The 17,923-nt window shown below is 40.5% G+C and carries 10 protein-coding genes; 1 reads left to right on the top strand and 9 read right to left on the bottom strand.

Translation table 11 applies throughout. The features are described from left to right. Positions 1-18: 18 nt before the first annotated feature. From ACR8BL_RS21770 to ACR8BL_RS21735, 8 genes are all read right to left on the bottom strand, one after another. Positions 19-7,977 carry an amino acid adenylation domain-containing protein gene (locus ACR8BL_RS21770; protein ID WP_434758269.1) on the bottom strand — a complete coding sequence of 2,653 codons (7,959 nt, stop codon included), beginning with the start codon at positions 7,975-7,977 and terminating at the stop codon, positions 19-21. 93 nt (positions 7,978-8,070) lie between these two features. After that, positions 8,071-9,795 carry an ABC transporter ATP-binding protein gene (locus tag ACR8BL_RS21765; RefSeq protein ID WP_434749481.1) on the bottom strand — a complete coding sequence of 575 codons (1,725 nt, stop codon included), beginning with the start codon at positions 9,793-9,795 and terminating at the stop codon, positions 8,071-8,073. Further along, entirely contained in the window at positions 9,792-11,525 is a 1,734-nt protein-coding gene (locus ACR8BL_RS21760; RefSeq protein WP_434749480.1) for an ABC transporter ATP-binding protein, read from the bottom strand. Before ACR8BL_RS21760 ends, ACR8BL_RS21765 begins: the two co-directional genes overlap by 4 nt. A gap of 781 nt (positions 11,526-12,306) precedes the next feature. Further along, positions 12,307-12,888, bottom strand: a complete 582-nt coding sequence (locus ACR8BL_RS21755; protein WP_434749479.1) for a hypothetical protein — start codon at positions 12,886-12,888, stop codon at positions 12,307-12,309. 401 nt (positions 12,889-13,289) lie between these two features. Continuing rightward, positions 13,290-13,472: a hypothetical protein gene (locus ACR8BL_RS21750; protein ID WP_434749478.1), complete on the bottom strand. Its 183-nt coding sequence runs from the start codon at positions 13,470-13,472 to the stop codon at positions 13,290-13,292. Positions 13,473-13,573: 101 nt separating this feature from the next. Next, positions 13,574-13,726, bottom strand: a complete 153-nt coding sequence (locus tag ACR8BL_RS21745; RefSeq protein WP_434749477.1) for a helix-turn-helix domain-containing protein — start codon at positions 13,724-13,726, stop codon at positions 13,574-13,576. A gap of 206 nt (positions 13,727-13,932) precedes the next feature. Next, the gene (locus ACR8BL_RS21740) at positions 13,933-14,721 is read right to left on the bottom strand and encodes a TrmH family RNA methyltransferase (protein WP_434749476.1); all 789 of its coding nucleotides are present in this window, start codon (positions 14,719-14,721) and stop codon (positions 13,933-13,935) included. A gap of 70 nt (positions 14,722-14,791) precedes the next feature. After that, entirely contained in the window at positions 14,792-15,454 is a 663-nt protein-coding gene (locus tag ACR8BL_RS21735; RefSeq protein ID WP_434749475.1) for a potassium channel family protein, read from the bottom strand. Positions 15,455-15,622: 168 nt separating this feature from the next. Between ACR8BL_RS21735 and sspI the strand changes: the two genes are divergently transcribed. After that, positions 15,623-15,856 carry a small acid-soluble spore protein SspI gene (gene sspI / locus ACR8BL_RS21730; protein WP_036673259.1) on the top strand — a complete coding sequence of 78 codons (234 nt, stop codon included), beginning with the start codon at positions 15,623-15,625 and terminating at the stop codon, positions 15,854-15,856. Between the two features lie 153 nt (positions 15,857-16,009). Here the strand turns inward: sspI and ACR8BL_RS21725 are convergent, their stop codons facing one another. Next, the gene (locus ACR8BL_RS21725; protein ID WP_434749474.1) at positions 16,010-17,593 is read right to left on the bottom strand and encodes a peptide chain release factor 3; all 1,584 of its coding nucleotides are present in this window, start codon (positions 17,591-17,593) and stop codon (positions 16,010-16,012) included. Positions 17,594-17,923: the final 330 nt, after the last annotated feature.

Below are 17,923 nucleotides of genomic sequence, written 5' to 3'. Positions count from 1 at the left end.
CTCCTTTGTGTTAACAAATTAAAGGTTGGATATTCGTTGTTCTGCAGCAGTGGTAGTAATTTTCCCTGCTCTAAGTTCTTCCATGATGACATCCAATGAATCTTTAATTTGTAACGATTGATTTGACTTCACCTGAATAAAATGGGCCAGCATATGAATTGTATTCTGGGCAAACAAATCGGCAACGGTAATCGGCACGCCATACCTGTTATCAATCACGTTATACAGTTTAAGCAGCAGGATTGAGTTCCCACCTAGATCAAAAAAGCTATCATGAATGCTAGAAATCTTTATATCTAAAATACTTCCCCATATTTCAATCAATTCGCTTTCAAGCTGCGTCTTCGGGTAAACCGGTAGACTCTCCTTTTCTTCACGTGCTAGCACAAGAAGAGCACGTCGATCAAGTTTTCCATTTAAAGTAAGTGGGAATTCCTTCAAACATTTAAACCTCGTAGGGACAAAAGCTCTTGGTAGCCTCCTTGCCAACTCCATTTTTAAGTTGTCCAGTCGCGCATCCCCTACATAAAAGGCGTAAAGATATTTATGAATCCCATCACCGATCACTAAAACAACGGATGCTTCGACACCCTCAATCCGGTTTAAAACACTCTCAATTTCTCCTACTTCTATACGTATGCCACCAACTTTTACCTGTCCATCTTCCCGACCGATAAACTCAACAACTTCCTGTTCTGTCCATCTAGCAATATCTCCTGTCTTATAGATGCGTCCCCCCTCTAAAAAAGGATCAGGGAGAAAACGTTCCTGAGTCAATTCAATGTTATGGAGATACCCTCTTGCCACTCCCTTACCGCCAATATACAATTCGCCTTCCACGCCTACCGGAACCGGCTCCATCTCTTCATCTAATATATAGTAACGAGAATTGGGTAAAGGTTTCCCAATAGGAACATTGCCATAGTGACTCTCGATATTACTATATTTGGATGAATAATAACTGGAGTCAATTGTTGCTTCCGTAACCCCGTAACTATTCACAATCTCAACATGGTTTCCGAATCGCTGTACCAGTTGTCTAAAATCCTGATCCGAAACTTTATCCGATCCTAAGATCAATAATTGCAGATCTGGAAGAGACAAATTATTACCATATATATATTCCATTAAAGGAATGATAAGAGCAGGTGTAGATTCGAACAGAGTAACTTGATGATGTAAAAGTAACTTATGCACGGATGGAAGCTCGAGTCGTTCATGATCCGGACATATAATTAAGGTTCCCCCACCAATCAAGCTTCGCATAAAATCTCCTGTAAATACGTCAAAAGAGATACCTGCTAACTGGAGAATTCTTACTTCACGAGAAGCGAGCTCATACTTGTCTTTCCAACTTTCGGTTACACTCAATACATTCTGATGTTCGACCATTACCCCTTTGGGTCTCCCCGTTGTACCCGAAGTGTAAATCACATATGCTAGCGATTCTGGTTGAATTCTTTTGTTGATATTCTCTAATGATTCTTTTGCTAGTTCTTGACTGAGATTATTTATGTTGATCAGTTCTGCAGAGCACGTTTCTGCAAGTGCTTCTTCATGGTTGGTTAAAACGAAGGCTGTCCTGCTATCTTCAACCATGTACTTGATTCGTTCTTTCGGAAAAGCGGAGTCCATAGGCAAAAATGCCCCACCTGCTTTCGAAATTGCCATGATCGATATTACAGCAGCAATGGAACGATCCATCCATACGCCAACAATATGCTCTGATCCAACTCCTTTTTGGAGCAAATACCGGGCAAGACGGTTGGATTGCTCATTGAGATATTGATAAGTAATGGATTCTTCGCCACACACTACAGCTGATTCATGGCTTTTCAATCGAGCCTGCTCTTCCAGAATTGTATAGATGGCTTGATGTTTTTGTATCTGAACAGGCTCGAAAGGGCTTAACCTATTCAAAAGTTCTATACTTTCCATTTTAGTTCTTTTATTCAATTCTCCTACATATAAGGATGAATTTTCTAACAAACGCAGTAAAAATCCCTTCATACCTTCAAGTAACTCCGTTGCTGTGTAATCTGATATTTGTTCCGTATGGTAACTTATTTCAATCACAACATTATTTGAAGGTTGTATCGTTACTGTAATTGGATAGTTGGTAACTTCACGAACTTGCACAGATTCGACTTTAACGGGCATAACCTCTTGTCCATAACTGGTCATAGGATAGTTTTCGTAAACGAGAATACTCTCAAACAGAGGTTCACTCTTCGTTAATCCACTCCATTCCTGAACACTTAACAATGGGGTGTGCTCGAATTGAGAAAGTTCTACTTGCTGCTCTTGAATACGCTGTAACCATTGAAGCACATCTAAGCTTTCTTCCACCTTGATGCGTACAGGAAGAGTATTGATAAACAAACCAATAGCTCCATTGATTCCATTCATATCTACTGATCGGCCTGAAACAACCATTCCAAACACAATGTCCTTTGACTTGGAATAGCGAGAAACAACCAATGCCCATAGCGCCTGAAATACCGTATTTTGAGTCATCTTATTTCTCTTAACAAATTCATGTAAATCATTCGATAAGTCGGTAGACAATTCGTACTTCAAAACCTTATAAGGTTCCGTTGTATCCGATTGCAACATATGCCCCCGAACGAAATGTTGTAATTCATAACCTGCGAAGTAACTCTTCCAAAATTGTTTTGCTTCAGTGATATCTTTTGATTGTAGGCGTGCAATGTATTGATCAAATTGTACAGCAGGATTAAGCTTTAAAGTCGTTCCTCTGCAGAAGATGTTATAAATTCGAAACACTTCGTCTAGAAGCAAGGATTGGGACCAGCCGTCAAGTATAATATGGTGGTGGCTCCAGACAAAGAGCTGTTCGTCACCTTTCATCCGATGCAACGATACACGCATAAGCGGGGCCTTCTCTAAACAATATCCTCGCTCAAGATCTTTCTTTAAATAAGAAATACGGAGCTCTTCTGCTTCATCTTCTGTTAAGTCACCTGCATCTAGGACAGATACTTTAAAGTCCAGTGTCTTGTGTACGATCTGCCTCGGTTGCTCTAGACCTTTCCAAATAAAGGATGTTCTTAATATGCTGTGTCGTTCAATTACTTTTTTCCATGCGCGTTCGAATGCTTTTATATCCAATTCCCCATACAGTTTACAGCTATACTGCTGCGAGTATTGTCCGGAATCCGGGGATAACACCGTGTGAAATAATAAGCCTTGTTGCATGGGAGATAGGAGATAGATGTCTTCGACATGATCAATATTAATAGCATGTGCTAAGCAATGTGACTGTAATGCACTGTACTCCGATGGACTAAACTCGGCTGCAGGATAATCCATTTCTGAAATAAATGCCTGTCCATGATTCACGCCCAGATGCACTATTTCATGTATGGCTGACTCCCATGCACTCAACAACGTTTGAACCGTCTTCTCTAAAAATTTTGCTTGACTGTACTTAGTGTGAATGGTTAATTTCCCATCTGAAATTTCAGAGTTAAATTCCAAGAGATAAGGCATTTGATTTTTTGGACTACGATAATCACCTGTGGGGTCGCTGCTCATTCGAATCTGTGTTTCCAGATTAGACGTAACATCCGTCTTTCCAAGGAAATTAAATAGGATCTGCGATGGTTCTATTTCTTTAGAATGAATCTGCGGTTGATCTGACAAATACTTGATAACACCATAACTTAGCCCCTTATGAGGCACTGACCTCAGTTTTTCTTTAGCATGTTGAATACACGCATGAATACTCTCTGACTCGCCTATGTTAAGCAGAATCGGAAACATTGAAGTAAACCATCCAACCGTTCTCGAGACATCAACATGATCAAACAAGTACTCTTCACGACCATGTCCCTCAATATCCACTTTTACGGGGTTAGCCTCATCAAGCCAATGGTAAAGTGCTCGGTTTAGAGCAGCTATTAATGATTCTTGAACTTTTAGTTTTGCCCTTTGAGGTAGTGTATGAGTTAAGTGTCCTGTAATCTCTTCGTTTAACCTCAGCGTTATGGTATGTGCGGTTTCCTCAGTAGCTACGCCAAATGAATGATCAATTGGCAATTCTTTGCCCTTACCAGTAATACTTCTCCAATAATTCACATCGTCTATGGGAATTCCATCGGATAGCGCTGATAGCTTCTCAGCCCATTCTTTATATGATGTCGTTTTAAGCGTAAGGCTTAGTTCTTTTTGACGTATAGCTTGATCGCATAACAGTATTAAATCTTCAAAGATGATCCTCCAAGAAACCGCATCTATGATCAAATGATGAACTGCAATGAACAAACGACTTTTTTGACCAGCTCCCAAATTGAAAAACTTGCATTGAATCAGTTGTTCATTCAAATCTAAAGACGCTTGGCATATCGTTGCATGTCTTTCTATCCGTTCCAGACCTATAATAGGGTCAATGTCTGTAAGGTCTATCTGCTCAAGAATGGAACCCGATATCTCGTTTGAGATGAATTGTTTCCATCCCTCTTCTCCCCTTATAAATCGAGTGCGTAATACATCGTGATGTGATACAAGCATTTGTAATGCTTCTTGAAGAATGGATACTGTTATGGAGGGTTCCGTCTCAAACATCATTGCCTGATTCCAGTGATGTGGTTCGTCGAAATTCTGTTCAAAGAACCATTTTTGGATAGGAGTCAGAGCCACTTCCCCGGTAACCTTCTTCTGCTCTGCTTGTACCTCCGTTTTATCTTTTGCCACCTTTGCAAGTCTTGCAATAGACTGATTTTGAAATATATCTTTGGCTGTGAGGTATATCCCTACATCCCTAGCTTTTGTAACCATCCGTATACTAGAGATAGAGTCTCCTCCGAGTTCGAAGAAATTATCATCAACGCCAATGCCTTGTACCGAGAGAACGTCCTCCCATATTTTAGACAATGATAGTTCCAATTCAGTTTCTGGCGGTGCGTTTACGGTTTGAACTGCTAAGGCAGGTTTGTATTTGGCGATCGTATTCCTATCCACTTTTCCGCTTACCGTTAGTGGAAACTTTTCAAGTTTTACAAATTGTCTTGGAATCATGTATTCTGGTAGCTTCTGTAACAGCCATTCTCTTAAAATAGAGCTTGAAATATCATTCCCATCATCAGTTAGGATATAGCCAGTCATTGAGCTTCTCCCATGATGATCTTGGTCAGCGATAATTACACAATCAGAAATATGATCATGCTCTTGCAGTACAGACTCAATTTCACCAAGTTCAATCCGTAACCCATTTATCTTAACTTGATGGTCCAGCCTTCCTAAATAAGCAATGGTTCCATCAGGTAGCAATTTCACCAAGTCTCCTGACCGATATAAGGAACAAATTACTCCATCTCCAAAGGAATGGGTAATAAATTTCTCTTCTGTTAACTCTTTTCGGTTCAAGTAACCTTTAGCTAACCCAACACCCTCAATAAATAATTCTCCTGGCACTCCAAATGGGACAATAGCCAAATTTGCATCAAGTACATGCAACTTAATATTTTTAATCGGTTTCCCAATCGTAACCATTTTATTTAAATGTTCTAGACTACACTCTTCCCAGCTCACATCAATAGAGGCCTCGGTAGGTCCGTACATATTAAACAACCTAGCCTCCAGTGTAGTTAAACATCGTTTCTTCAACTCATACGTCAATGCCTCTCCACTGCATATCACCTGGCGTAAAGAGTGACATTGCTGTACACTTTTTTCCTCAAGAAACAGCTGAAGCATAGAAGGTACAAAATGAATAATCGTTACCCTTTGCTGAATAATGGTTTGCACAAGATATTGCGGATCCATATGTCCATCCGGTTTAGCGAGCACCAGCCCCCCTCCATAGGATAAAGGCCAGAAGAATTCCCATACGGAAACATCGAAGGTATACGAGGTTTTCTGAAGCACACGATCCTCTAATTCCAAATGGAGTTCATCTTGCATCCACACAATTCGATTACTAACTCCTTCATGTCTTAATACAACCCCTTTAGGCATCCCCGTAGATCCTGAAGTGTACAGTACATATGCCGGATCCTCCATCTGCACATCGATAGTTGGATTCATTTCCTTAGATAAATCGATATATGCTTTATCACGCTCGACATGAATACACTCAACATCAAAATCAACAAAAAGTTGATCAACATCTCGGTGAGTAATAATCCATTCAAGTCCAGAGTCATTCACGATATATTGTAATCGCTGTTTTGGAAATGATGGCTCCAATGGCACGTATGCGCATCCAGCTTTTAATATGGCCAGCAAACTTATAATCATCTCAAAAGAGCGATGCATACTAATGCCTACAAACGAGCCTTGTTTTACACCCTTATTGATTAGATAATGGGATAATTTATTGGCTCTCTCATTGAGCTCTCCGTATGACAAGTGATCCCCCTCGAAGAATAAGGCAGATCTTGAAGGGTGCATTTCAGCGCGTTGAGTGAATAATTGATGTAGCCCTTTCAACAAATATTTTTTATCCGTTGCATTTCGGTCAATTAAAATAAATTGTTCTTCTTCTGGAGTAAGTAATTTCAACTCAGAAACCACTCGAGTTGGATCACTTGTAATATCTATCAACAAATTTTGATAGCTATTCAACATTCGTTCAATGGTTTCTCTGTCGAACAAGTCGGTTCGATACTCGATATAACCTGCCAGATCGTTCTCCGTTTCCACTATGGATATATTCAAATCAAACTTTGCTGTGTTTGTATCCATTTCGGTGAATTGAACTTCGAAATCCCCTAATTCACTTCTAGACTCCTTTATAGTTTGCACTCCAAACATGACTTGAAATACGGGATTGTAACTAGTCGAACGCTGTGGTCGCAGTGCCTCAATCACTTTTTCAAAAGGGATGTTTTGGTTCCCATATGCCAGTAAGCACTGTTGACGCACCTGCTCAAGCAAAGTTAGAAATGTTTGATTACCTCTTACATGGGTACGAAGCACAATATTGTTCAAAAAGCAGCCAATTAACTTTTCCGTACCAGAAGCCATTCGGTTTGATACAGGGCAACCGATAATAATATCGTCTTGACTCGTATACCGATAAAGCAACACATTGAATGCAGCCAGCAGTGTCATAAAAAGAGTGCAACTGTTATTCTGGCTTAACTCCTTAATTCGCTTATAACTTTCATGGGACAACTGAAAACGGAGGATGTCCCCCTTTGACGATTGAATAGCTGGTCTTGGTCGATCTAATGGAAGCTCTAGAACCTCAGGTGCACCAGTTAAAGTATTTTTCCAGTAATCTAGCTCTTTAGCGTAATGTCCAAGCTCTGTTGACTCTCTCTGCCAACAAGCATAATCCGCATACTGAAAGGGCAACTCTTCAAGCCTATTGGGACTTCGCTTTAATGTACATTGATAAAGTTGAAATATCTCGTTCCAAAGAATGGAGAAAGATAGCCCATCTGAAACGATATGGTGCATTGTAAGAAGTAGAATATACTTCTCTTCCTCTTTCTTTATTATCGTTATACGTAAAAGTGGAGCCGACTCCAAACTCAGGGGAGTACTGATTTCTATTTCGTATAATTCAGTGAGCTTGATTATTTGCATTTCCACAGACATATCTGATAAATCGATGTAATTCGCTGAATAATCCGATAATGGTAGAATGCACTGAACCGGACGACCATCAACTGTTTTGTACACGGATCTTAGAATTTCATGTCGATTCACTATTTCCTTGACACTTTGATTGAAAACAGATCTATCAAGTTTACCCGACATCGTTACCGACCAAGTTGAATTATAAGAAAAATCCCCAGGATCATATTGTTCTAAAAACCATATTTGTTCTTGTGCATAAGAAAGGGGGAGGAGTTCCCCTTCCTCTCTTCTTCCCTTTGTAATTTGAACAGGCATTGATACTTCACGTTGTTGATTTCTCATCTTGAGTTGCTTGGCTAGTTTTATCTTCTGTTCAGGGGTTAAGTTGCTTAGGATAAAGTTATTATTCTTTGTGTTTGTATCCATGTAATCCTCCTGTTCTTCACCTCATTGAACGTAAATCAATGAGCATGATCAGTCTAGTTTTAGCAGTCCCGATTACTCATCTCTTACAACGTTTTAATTCATTGATTTCTCTGGTTGTCTGTAAAGGCTTCTAAATCCCTCACTCCGCTCAATAAGTTCCTTTACATTCCCTTGATCGACGATTTGCCCGTCTTCCATGAACACAATACGGTCGGCCTTCTCAAACATAAGCGTACGGTTAGATACCACAATACAAGTGACTTCCTTAAGTTCCTTTAGTCTATGAATTAATTTCTTCTCCGTATCTACATCCAATGCGCTTGAAATATCATCCATGAGGAAAAGTTCACTGTTACGAACTAGCATTCTTGCAATCGCTATACGCTGGCTCTGACCACCTGACATTTTAACCCCTTTAGGGCCAACCAGAGTATCTAGCCCTTTCTCCATACCTTCTAGATCTTCATCAAGAACAGCCGTATAAATAGCTTCATTCAGTTGTTTGGCATCTACATCGATTCCTAGCAAAATATTTTCCCGCACAGTTTCACTAAACAATCTAGGGACCTGAGGAGTATATGAAGAAACCGGAGGCTGGAAAAATTGAAGTGGATTCTGGATCACTTTTCCGTTCCATAACAAAGCTCCTTGATCCGTCTTTAATAATCCTTGCAGCACCTTCAAAAGTGTAGATTTTCCCGAACCAATCCTACCCGTAATCACCACTAATTCTCCTCTTGATACCGTAAGATCAACGTTGTACACTCCTCTTTTGCTGTCTGGATATTCAAAAGTTACATCTTTCAATGAGAGTACCTTCAAGCTTTCTGTTGCATGTGTTTCACGTTCCTCAGAATCATCTGCATAGGTAACTAAGGATTCGACATTCTGTCCCTCTGTTAATTTTCTCATTCGATCAATGGAGATTTGCACGGTCTTATGTTTTGCTGTGAACCATCCAAATTTAGTGATGTATTGAGCAATTTGAGTTAAATAATTAACAAATAAAACAAATTCACCAACAGAAAAATCGCCTGCTCTCATTGAGCCTGCTGCAATAAACATGATTCCTCCGATAGTTAAACTTGAAATATTATCGTTAATTGATCCTAATATCGATACCATAGTTGAGTTTTTGACACCATTGGTTTGACGTAACTTGTTGAGTTTTTCAAATCTCCGCATAATCGGCCCTTCTGCCGAAGCCAACTTAATGCTGGAAATTCCACCAAGCACTTCTTCCAAGAAATTCACAACACTTCCATCACTATCTCGGGATAATTTGTAATATTTCTCGATACGCTGATTTAACAACTTAGCGACAAACAACACACCACACAATGGAAGAAGAATTAATGCTGTCAGAACAGGGTCAATTGAACATAGGATTGTAATCGATACAGAACAGAATATTAAAGCTGCCGTACCATCGATCCAATATTCAAGATAATGAATTACTGCGTAGGCATCATCTCTTATGCGATTCATGGTGTCCCCGGTACCATTGCTCTTACCACCACGGATAATATTTCTGAGCATATTTTTCCTTAACAATAAAAGGTATCCGAATTGAATAATTCCCCATGTAAATAAACTAAATACATTCGTAACGATTCGCGCAACAGCAAGAGCTAATACCCCGACAATTAAAAAATTAGTGGATATCGAAGAATCTCCAGTCAAGGTTTTAAACAGCTCAGAGATAATTAAGCCCGTACCCATAGAAAGAGTAGTAAACAGAACAAACAAAATTAAGTTAATAAAAAAAGCCCATTTTCGAAAGCATATAACCTTCCAAATCATTTGAAATGTATTCATACAGGTTCCTCCATTCCAGACTGAAGCATTTTGTGAAAAACGCTCTGCGGATCCTGCATAAGTGCTTGCGTATTTCCATGTTCAACAATACTTCCCTTATCTAATACAATAATTTGGTCCGTCTTAAGAACTGTTTTTAGCCGATGAGCGATGACGATACCAATTCGATTTTCCAGCAATTTGTCTAACGCGGTCTCTAAAAGTTGTTCTGTCATCGGATCGATACGCGAAGAATACTCATCGAGCAATACAATATCTGGTTGTCTCAAAAAAATCCTGATAAACGCAAGCAGCTGAGATTCGCCTGCCGATAAACCATCACCACTATTTCCGATTTTCGTATCCAAACCGTTAGGCAACCTCTCGTACCATGAGCCTATACCCAAACTTCTAATGACCTCTGTTAGTTCTTGATCTGAGTATGATTCGTCGAAATAGGTTATATTCTCACGTATGGTTCCTTGGAACAGTTGCACATGCTGTGTAACATAAGCAATTTTATTTAATAGTGCCTGCTCGTCTATAGAGGTTATATTCACACTATTCAGTTCAATTTTCCCTCTGGTAGGCGAATACATTTTGCACAATAATCGAATAATTGTACTTTTTCCACTTCCAGACCTGCCAACCAGCCCCAATACATTGCCTTGAGCAATAGAAAAGGAAATTCCCTTCAGCACATTTGTATTGGAATCATATGAGAAATCTACATCCTCAAACCGAACATTTTGAATCGGGGAATCCAAACTCAATTCTGCCGAATCCTTTGTTGATACCAAAGTGGAATTATCCATTAATTTCATAATACGGCTAATGCTAGCCGAAGCGCCGTGGAGATACTGCAATTGATATGTAATTTGTTCTAAAGGTTTAAAAATCAGCTCTGTATATAAAAAGAACAGGAATACGGTACCTATAGAAATTTCATTTTGATTATAAAGATACACGCTTACAGAAAACGTTATCACATATCCAAGGGCAATTAGAATAACACTAGTTCCCCATACCGTTACTCTTCCTGCAACCCATGAATTCCTGCTTGCCTTAAAAAGGCTATCGTGAAGGTTGTAGAATTTTTTCATTACATAATTGCCTGCACCATTTGTATGAATATCTGTTGCGCCGTTTATTCTTTCCTCCATAAAGCCGTGATATTTCGTACTTTCTTCACGCTCTTTTAGAGAATATTTGAACACTACTCCCCTAGAAGCGATCAACAACCATAAAGTAACTATAGAAAATACCAAAATGACTGTTCCCATCAGCCAGTTTTCAATATAAAACATGGTGATAACGCCTATTAACAGAAGCATATTACTTAAAACCTGGAAGCAAAAATGCGATAGCAAAGTAAATAAGTTGTTACAATCTGCCTCAACTCTCTCAAGCATTTCACCAGAGCTGTGTTCATTAATGTAGGCTACGTCACGTTTCATAATTAACTGCAACAATTTCTGTTTTAGAAGATTCGTGGCTTTCCATCCTACACTATCCCCTAAATAAACCGACAAAATTTGATTTAGTTGTAACACTATAGTTGTCAATGTGAATATACCTGCTGCTACTAACAGTGCGTTCCAACTGCCCCCTTTTGTTGCAGTATCAATAAAATATCTAACCACCTGAGGATTAAATACCGTTAAGGCTACACCTAAAATGATGGAAAGTAACAGGAAGATAACCTTTCCTTTTTGAACTCTTAAATAAGGAATGATGAATGAGTAAAGCACCCTTAGTTTCCGCCCTTCTGTAATCTATATTCTTTTGGCAAAACAAAATCGTTTTCGATATGTAAATATGGAATAAGATTTTAATCATTTATGAACATCCAAGACATTTTAAAACGAGTTCAGAAACTTAAAATGTTGCCATTGGGAACAGTTTATTTGTCATCAAACATGAGGAGACTCCAAATTGAAGTGTGTATAATGGGGCATCGGATTACTTCGAAAATTGAACATTTTCATTATTTTCCTTTTATAGAATATATATAGATTTCAGTATACTGGAAGGGAAAATTGATGTCAATAACAGTAAAAACCATCATTATTTTATATTATTCACCTTCAACCAATAGTATAAATTAAGTAATCCAAGGCCCTCTACTATTCTCTAAAAAAACGACAAAACAGCTCTATATCTTTAAGTAGATAGAGCTGTTTAAGTCAGGTAAACATTTAGTTTTTTTGAAAAACTAGAAGACAACCGCTTGGTAGCCCAATGACTACCCTATATGTAGAAAACTAAAAATAACTGTCCCCACCTCCAAAACCCCCAAATCCCTTACCCCACAAGGCTTCACCGCCATTTCGTGTCCCTAAAGAGTAGAAGACCTAGAAGACCGCCTGAGAAAAGCAGGGCCGCTTCGAATTAATAGCTATAGGTTTGATTAAATATAGATACGCTCCAATGAATACCAGATGGTAATTCCCTGCAAAATAACTACTTACTGATTCCCATATCAAACGACTCCCTCTGTTAAGACTATAAGCTTCAGATCTCACAATTTTCTTACTTAGTCTTTTCTTTAGTTGTTGCATCAAAATCTAAAATACCCAACTCTTTCTTCAATGTCACCATTCCTGCCACTCCATCAAGGAGATTATCTTGAGCAAGTGCAGTATCCGTATTCATTTCTTCGATGTCTTTCAGTTCACCTTTGGAGTAAAAGTTACTGAGCCTCCACATCGCATTAGATTTGAAGGTATAAGCATACTCAAAATCTTCTTGAATGCTCTTCAACTCACTTTTTCGTTCTGTAGTTAGCCCTCTTGGAATATCAATATCTTTAATCTGATTTGCCGCCACTCTATACTGTCTTTCAGCTTTCTCGATCAGCTCTAAATTCGGCATGGCTTCTATCGAAAAATTTTTCAATTCTTCGGCTACTTCTTTTCCCAATTTCGATAGACCCTCATCAATTTCATTAACTTGCTTTTCAAATTCAAGGACAATTTGACCTTGTTCTTCAACAGAGCCTTCGCTAAAATGTTGAACAACACTATTGCAGCCTCTAACAATGAGAATGACCAAGAAAATCAACACGATAATAAAAATAGTTCCCCATGTACTACCCGACTTTTCTTTACTCATCTGAATTTCCTCCATGTTGAATGAATGATAGTGTAATTATTAGACGTGAGATTCTACCTTTCTCCCTTGATCATAGCTCCAAATTTTTTCTCATCTTGCTATCACTCCTCATATTGTTAATACTTTCAATTCATACCGCTATCTATTATGTCGGCAGTTTAGTAGGTAAAATTTACTATATAGATAACAATTAGTGACGGTATTTCGAAATAAATCTCATGTTGACTTGATTTCATGAACGGTAATATCAGGACTATAGGTGAAAATGCGAATTTGGATGGAATAGATGCTTTGTTTTAAACATTAAAAGCCGAATACAATTAGTCTAAAATCCTGATAAGCATTCGGCTCGAAAGTATGGTTTATAACCCAGAATTTGATTTTTTCACGCAAAAAAAAGACTACTCGTGATAATCAATTGGGCTTAATCCGTTTTCAAGTTCACTCCATTCAAATACTTCGTCAAACTCATCCAAGACGTCTAACTCGTCTTCAATGTGACCATATAAATCCTTAAACTTATCTCCATATTTCTTTTCATATTCATTTATTTCTGAAATAAGGAGAGTAGTACGTTCTTCCATTGATTGCTTCTTTTTACAGGCAAGTTAGTTAGTTCAGGTGTACTATCCTCATCGAAACCTTCATTTAACATTCTTGAGGCAATTACTTGTTACGTTATTTTCTATGTATTAGCTTTTATATCAGATGGTTTGTATTTATCTTTCTCTAGCTCACTTAATGCTCCTTGTGAAACACCGATCATCTGTGAGAATTCAGTTTGATTGAGTTTGTTCAATTTCCTAATATATTTTAACTTTTCTCCTATACTCGTCATTTGTTCCACCTTCTATCCCAAAAAGTAATAAAACAAAAAAACAGCCCTAAGAGATGAATATTAGGACTGTTCAAGTTAACAAAAGATTATTAAGTTTGACTGGCTTTGTAGCATTTTTAAAGTCTCATTTTAAGGTTGTAAGTTGTCTCAATCGTTAATTTAACTAGTCTCAATTGATGTTATAAACCACATTGGTGGCCCAATGACTAGCCCATCCGCTGCCGCATCGCCTCAAACAACAAAATCGTTGCTGCCATCGCGGCATTAAGCGACTCGGCTTGTCCTTGCATCGGAATCGTAATGGCGTCATCTACGAGCTGGGCCGTGGTGGCGGAAATGCCTTTGCCCTCATTGCCAATGACCAGCCATACCGGCTGTTTAAAATCATAACTATAGCACGAATGTTCTGCCTGCAACGAGGTGCTAACCAACCTCACACCTGCGGCTTTCGCCTCAGGAAGCAATGACTGCAGTTCGCCCTCTACAATGGGCAAATGGAACAAAGAACCCATCGTTGATCGAATCGTCTTTGGGTTATAGACATCCGCACAGCCAGCACCAAGCACGACACCTGCGGCTCCCGCAGCATCCGCACTACGAATAATCGTGCCCACGTTGCCCGGGTCTTGCACACCATCCAGTACAACCACCAATCCTTGCTGCTCTGCAATCAGGTTTTTAAACGGCTCTTTGCTTTTCCGCACGATTGCAAATACCGGCTGAGGGGTCATCGTATCCGTACATTTGGCAATAACGGCAGGAGACACACTGACCCATTCGACTCGCTTCAGTGGGTTCTCCAGCCCAGTCAATTCCACTGGCACACCATGCTCACCATCGTACACGATACACTCCAGATCGGCTCCGGCACGCAGCGCTTCCTGCACGAGATGAATGCCTTCGATTATATATTTATGTTGACGGGTTCGATGCTTTTTTTCCAGCAACTGAGCCCATTCTTTTACACGTGTATTTTGCGGTGATACAATATCCATCGTTCCATCCTTCCCGTTTGCGGGCTTAAATTGCTTGTCTGTTTTTATTTATAGCTCAATTCGTCTCATTTCACTTCGGATAGGCCAGTTCCAGCTTGGTGAGATGATCCTTGTGCCCCACAATAACCAGCACATCCCCATCTGCAATGCGATCCTCCGCATAAGGAGAAATGTTCATCGAACCCCCGCTTTTAATTGCCATGACATTACAGCCAAATCGTGCCCGGATGTTCAACTCAAGCAGGTTTTTGCCAATCATCTGCTCGGATGCTCTGATCTCCAAAATGCTGTAATCCTCGGATAACTCAATGTAATCCAGGATGTTCGGAGAGGTCAGATGATGCGCTACACGCAAACCCATGTCCCGTTCCGGATATATCACTTTGTCCGCACCAATCTTCTGCAGCACCTTGCCATGCAGCTCATTCTGAGCTTTTACGATCAGCACCGGTACACCCATATCTTTCAGAATCAGAGTTGTCAAAATGCTCGCCTGTATATCTTCACCAATTGCCACAACGACTACATCAAAATTCCGTATGCCCAACGCTCGCAGCGCTTCTTCATCCGTTGAATCTGCTGATACCGCATGGGTCACCACATTGGACATTTCCTGTGTCCGCTGCTCGTTCGTATCAATGGCCAGCACGTCAAATCCCATGCCGCTCAGTGCATTGGCTACACTTGACCCAAATCGTCCCATGCCAATTACAGCATATTGTTTCTTCGCCATCAGGGTCTTTAACCTCCCGCTACATTACGGCAAAACGCACCAGTTCCAGTGCGATGCCAACGTAAATAATCCTTCGTAGTATACCACAAAGACAGAGAAACTTGAATGCGCTCACCCATCACAGGGAACAGTAATACTGCAGCCGAATAAACCGAGGAGGGAATTGCGATGCCCATTACATTAAGCCTGCGTGAAGCGATTGTTCATAAGGTTCATGACAAAAGTGATGACCAGCTCCGAGAGATGATCGAAGGTTCGGTGGACGGACCCGAAGCAGCGTTGCCCGGACTTGGCGCCATTTTCGAAATGATCTGGAAGAACACAGAACCTGCCAAGCAGGAGGAACTGATTCAGATTGCGCAGGAGCATCTGCACACCATTCCCGTTCAACCACTTCGTTAATCGAAGCATTGGCGGGTTAAGGGAACCATCATACCGTTTGTTTCGTCTGCAAAATAGTCCCCCCTAACCCGGCAGGTTTATACCCGCCTCCTAGGGTAAAGCAAGAAATCCCTCCACCAACCGGCGGAGGGATTTCATTATATCAGGATCACATTAAGGCGCAGTTTCGAGGAACTTCGCTGTCGGATTTTTATCTATCGCTGTTCTCATCGCATACTCATTCTCGAAGAGTACAACATAGTTCCCTTTTTTATCTTTGACCAGGGCAGAGTTAATCCGGAATTTACTCGGATCTAAGTTCTCATCCACGATCCAGCGGGCGAACTGATACTGCATCCGTTGCAACTGTACATCTACCCCGTATTCACCCTTCATTCGGTATTCGAATACCTCGAACTGGAGCTGACCAACTACGCCCAGAATGGTCTCATCGAAGCTCACCGTGTTGAACACCTGAATTGTGCCTTCCTCTGTCAGCTGATCAATCCCTTTTTGATACTGTTTGTGTTTTAGGGCATTTTTAACCGTTACTTTGGCAAAAATCTCTGGTGAGAACGTTGGCAGCTCATCAAATATCACTTCACTACCCTGACTCAAGGAATCTCCAATCCGGAAAATACCCGGATCAAACAGACCAATAATATCACCTGCGTATGCTTCTTCAACAATATCCCGATCTTGTGCGAGGAACTGCTGTGGCTGGGACAGCTTGATTTCTTTGCCCACACGATTATGCTTCACACTCATGCCACGCTCGAATTTGCCTGAAACAATTCGCAAGAAAGCGATACGGTCACGGTGAGCGGGATTCATATTCGCCTGAATTTTGAATACATATCCAGTAAACTTCTCACTCGTCGGTTCGATCTCGCCAGCTGTACTACGACGAGGCTCTGGCTTCGGAGCAAGCTCCAGGAAGTTTTCTAGGAACGTCTGTACACCAAAATTGTTAATCGCACTCCCGAAGAAAATAGGTGTTAGCTCACCACGTTGAACTTTCTCCATGTCGAACTGGTCTCCTGCAACATCCAGAAGTTCAAGCTCCTGACACAGTTGATCATGCAGGTACTCACCCGCCATCTCACGGATAATCGGATCTTTGTATCCATCGACTTTTTGCACTTTGATCGTCGAGTGATCGTCACCTTGGAACAACTCCACCTGATTTTTCATCCGATCGTATACACCGCACAGATCGCGTCCTGTTCCGATTGGCCAGTTCATTGGCACAGAGCGGATACCCAGTACGTTCTCCAATTCCTCCATCAGATCAAAAGGACTTTGTCCCTCACGGTCAAGCTTATTGATAAAGGTAAAGATCGGAATCCCGCGCTTTGCACATACTTGGAACAATTTGATCGTCTGTGCCTCGACACCTTTGGCCACGTCAATCAGCATGACCGCGCTGTCGGCAGCCGTTAGAGTACGGTACGTATCTTCACTGAAATCCTGGTGACCAGGTGTATCCAAAATGTTAACCCGATGATCCAGGTAGTCGAACTGCATCACAGAGGACGTAACCGAGATCCCCCGCTGTTTCTCAATTTCCATCCAGTCACTTGTTGCGTGTTTGCTGGCTTTCCGAGCTTTAACCGTTCCGGCAAGGCGAATCGCCCCCCCGAACAACAGCAGCTTCTCGGTTAAAGTTGTTTTACCCGCATCGGGGTGAGAGATAATGGCAAACGTCCGACGTTTGTCCACTTCCTTTTGAAGAATGTTATTTGCAGCTTTGCTCATAGCGTCTATCCCTTTCATCCGTTCATTCACGTTAATCCGGTCATCACCGGTCCATAGATCACAATTTAAACTTTCAAATAAAAGCTTTATAACTTTATGACACCCGGCTAAGCCGGTTGATTATAAACTCGCATGTAATCCTCATCATCAAGGTACACGATAAATTCATTTTACACATTTACAATGGAGTTCATCCTTTCAGATCGGTGCTTCCATTCATGTTTATTCCCTCGTTCTCAATTCAACTCTCCTATTGTACCATAATCTGTGCCGAAAATAACCGATTACGTTCCACCAATTCAACACTTTTCTTCGCAAAAAAAGAACCCT

This window comes from Paenibacillus amylolyticus (genome assembly GCF_051136285.1).
GTDB lineage: Bacteria > Bacillota > Bacilli > Paenibacillales > Paenibacillaceae > Paenibacillus > Paenibacillus amylolyticus_F.
Note: the sequence above shows the minus strand (reverse complement) of the source record. Positions and strands in the feature narration are given on the sequence as shown.

Bases quoted from the DNA above. Each gene is read 5' to 3' on its own strand.
- ACR8BL_RS21725 (WP_434749474.1), bottom strand. From the start codon at position 17,593: ATGAGCAAAGCTGCAAATAACATTCTTCAAAAGGAAGTGGACAAACGT.
- ACR8BL_RS21740 (WP_434749476.1), bottom strand. From the start codon at position 14,721: ATGGATATTGTATCACCGCAAAATACACGTGTAAAAGAATGGGCTCAG.
- ACR8BL_RS21750 (WP_434749478.1), bottom strand. From the start codon at position 13,472: ATGGAAGAACGTACTACTCTCCTTATTTCAGAAATAAATGAATATGAA.
- ACR8BL_RS21765 (WP_434749481.1), bottom strand. From the start codon at position 9,795: ATGAATACATTTCAAATGATTTGGAAGGTTATATGCTTTCGAAAATGG.
- ACR8BL_RS21755 (WP_434749479.1), bottom strand. From the start codon at position 12,888: ATGAGTAAAGAAAAGTCGGGTAGTACATGGGGAACTATTTTTATTATC.
- ACR8BL_RS21735 (WP_434749475.1), bottom strand. From the start codon at position 15,454: ATGGCGAAGAAACAATATGCTGTAATTGGCATGGGACGATTTGGGTCA.
- sspI (WP_036673259.1), top strand. From the start codon at position 15,623: ATGCCCATTACATTAAGCCTGCGTGAAGCGATTGTTCATAAGGTTCAT.
- ACR8BL_RS21745 (WP_434749477.1), bottom strand. From the start codon at position 13,726: ATGACGAGTATAGGAGAAAAGTTAAAATATATTAGGAAATTGAACAAA.
- ACR8BL_RS21770 (WP_434758269.1), bottom strand. From the start codon at position 7,977: ATGGATACAAACACAAAGAATAATAACTTTATCCTAAGCAACTTAACC.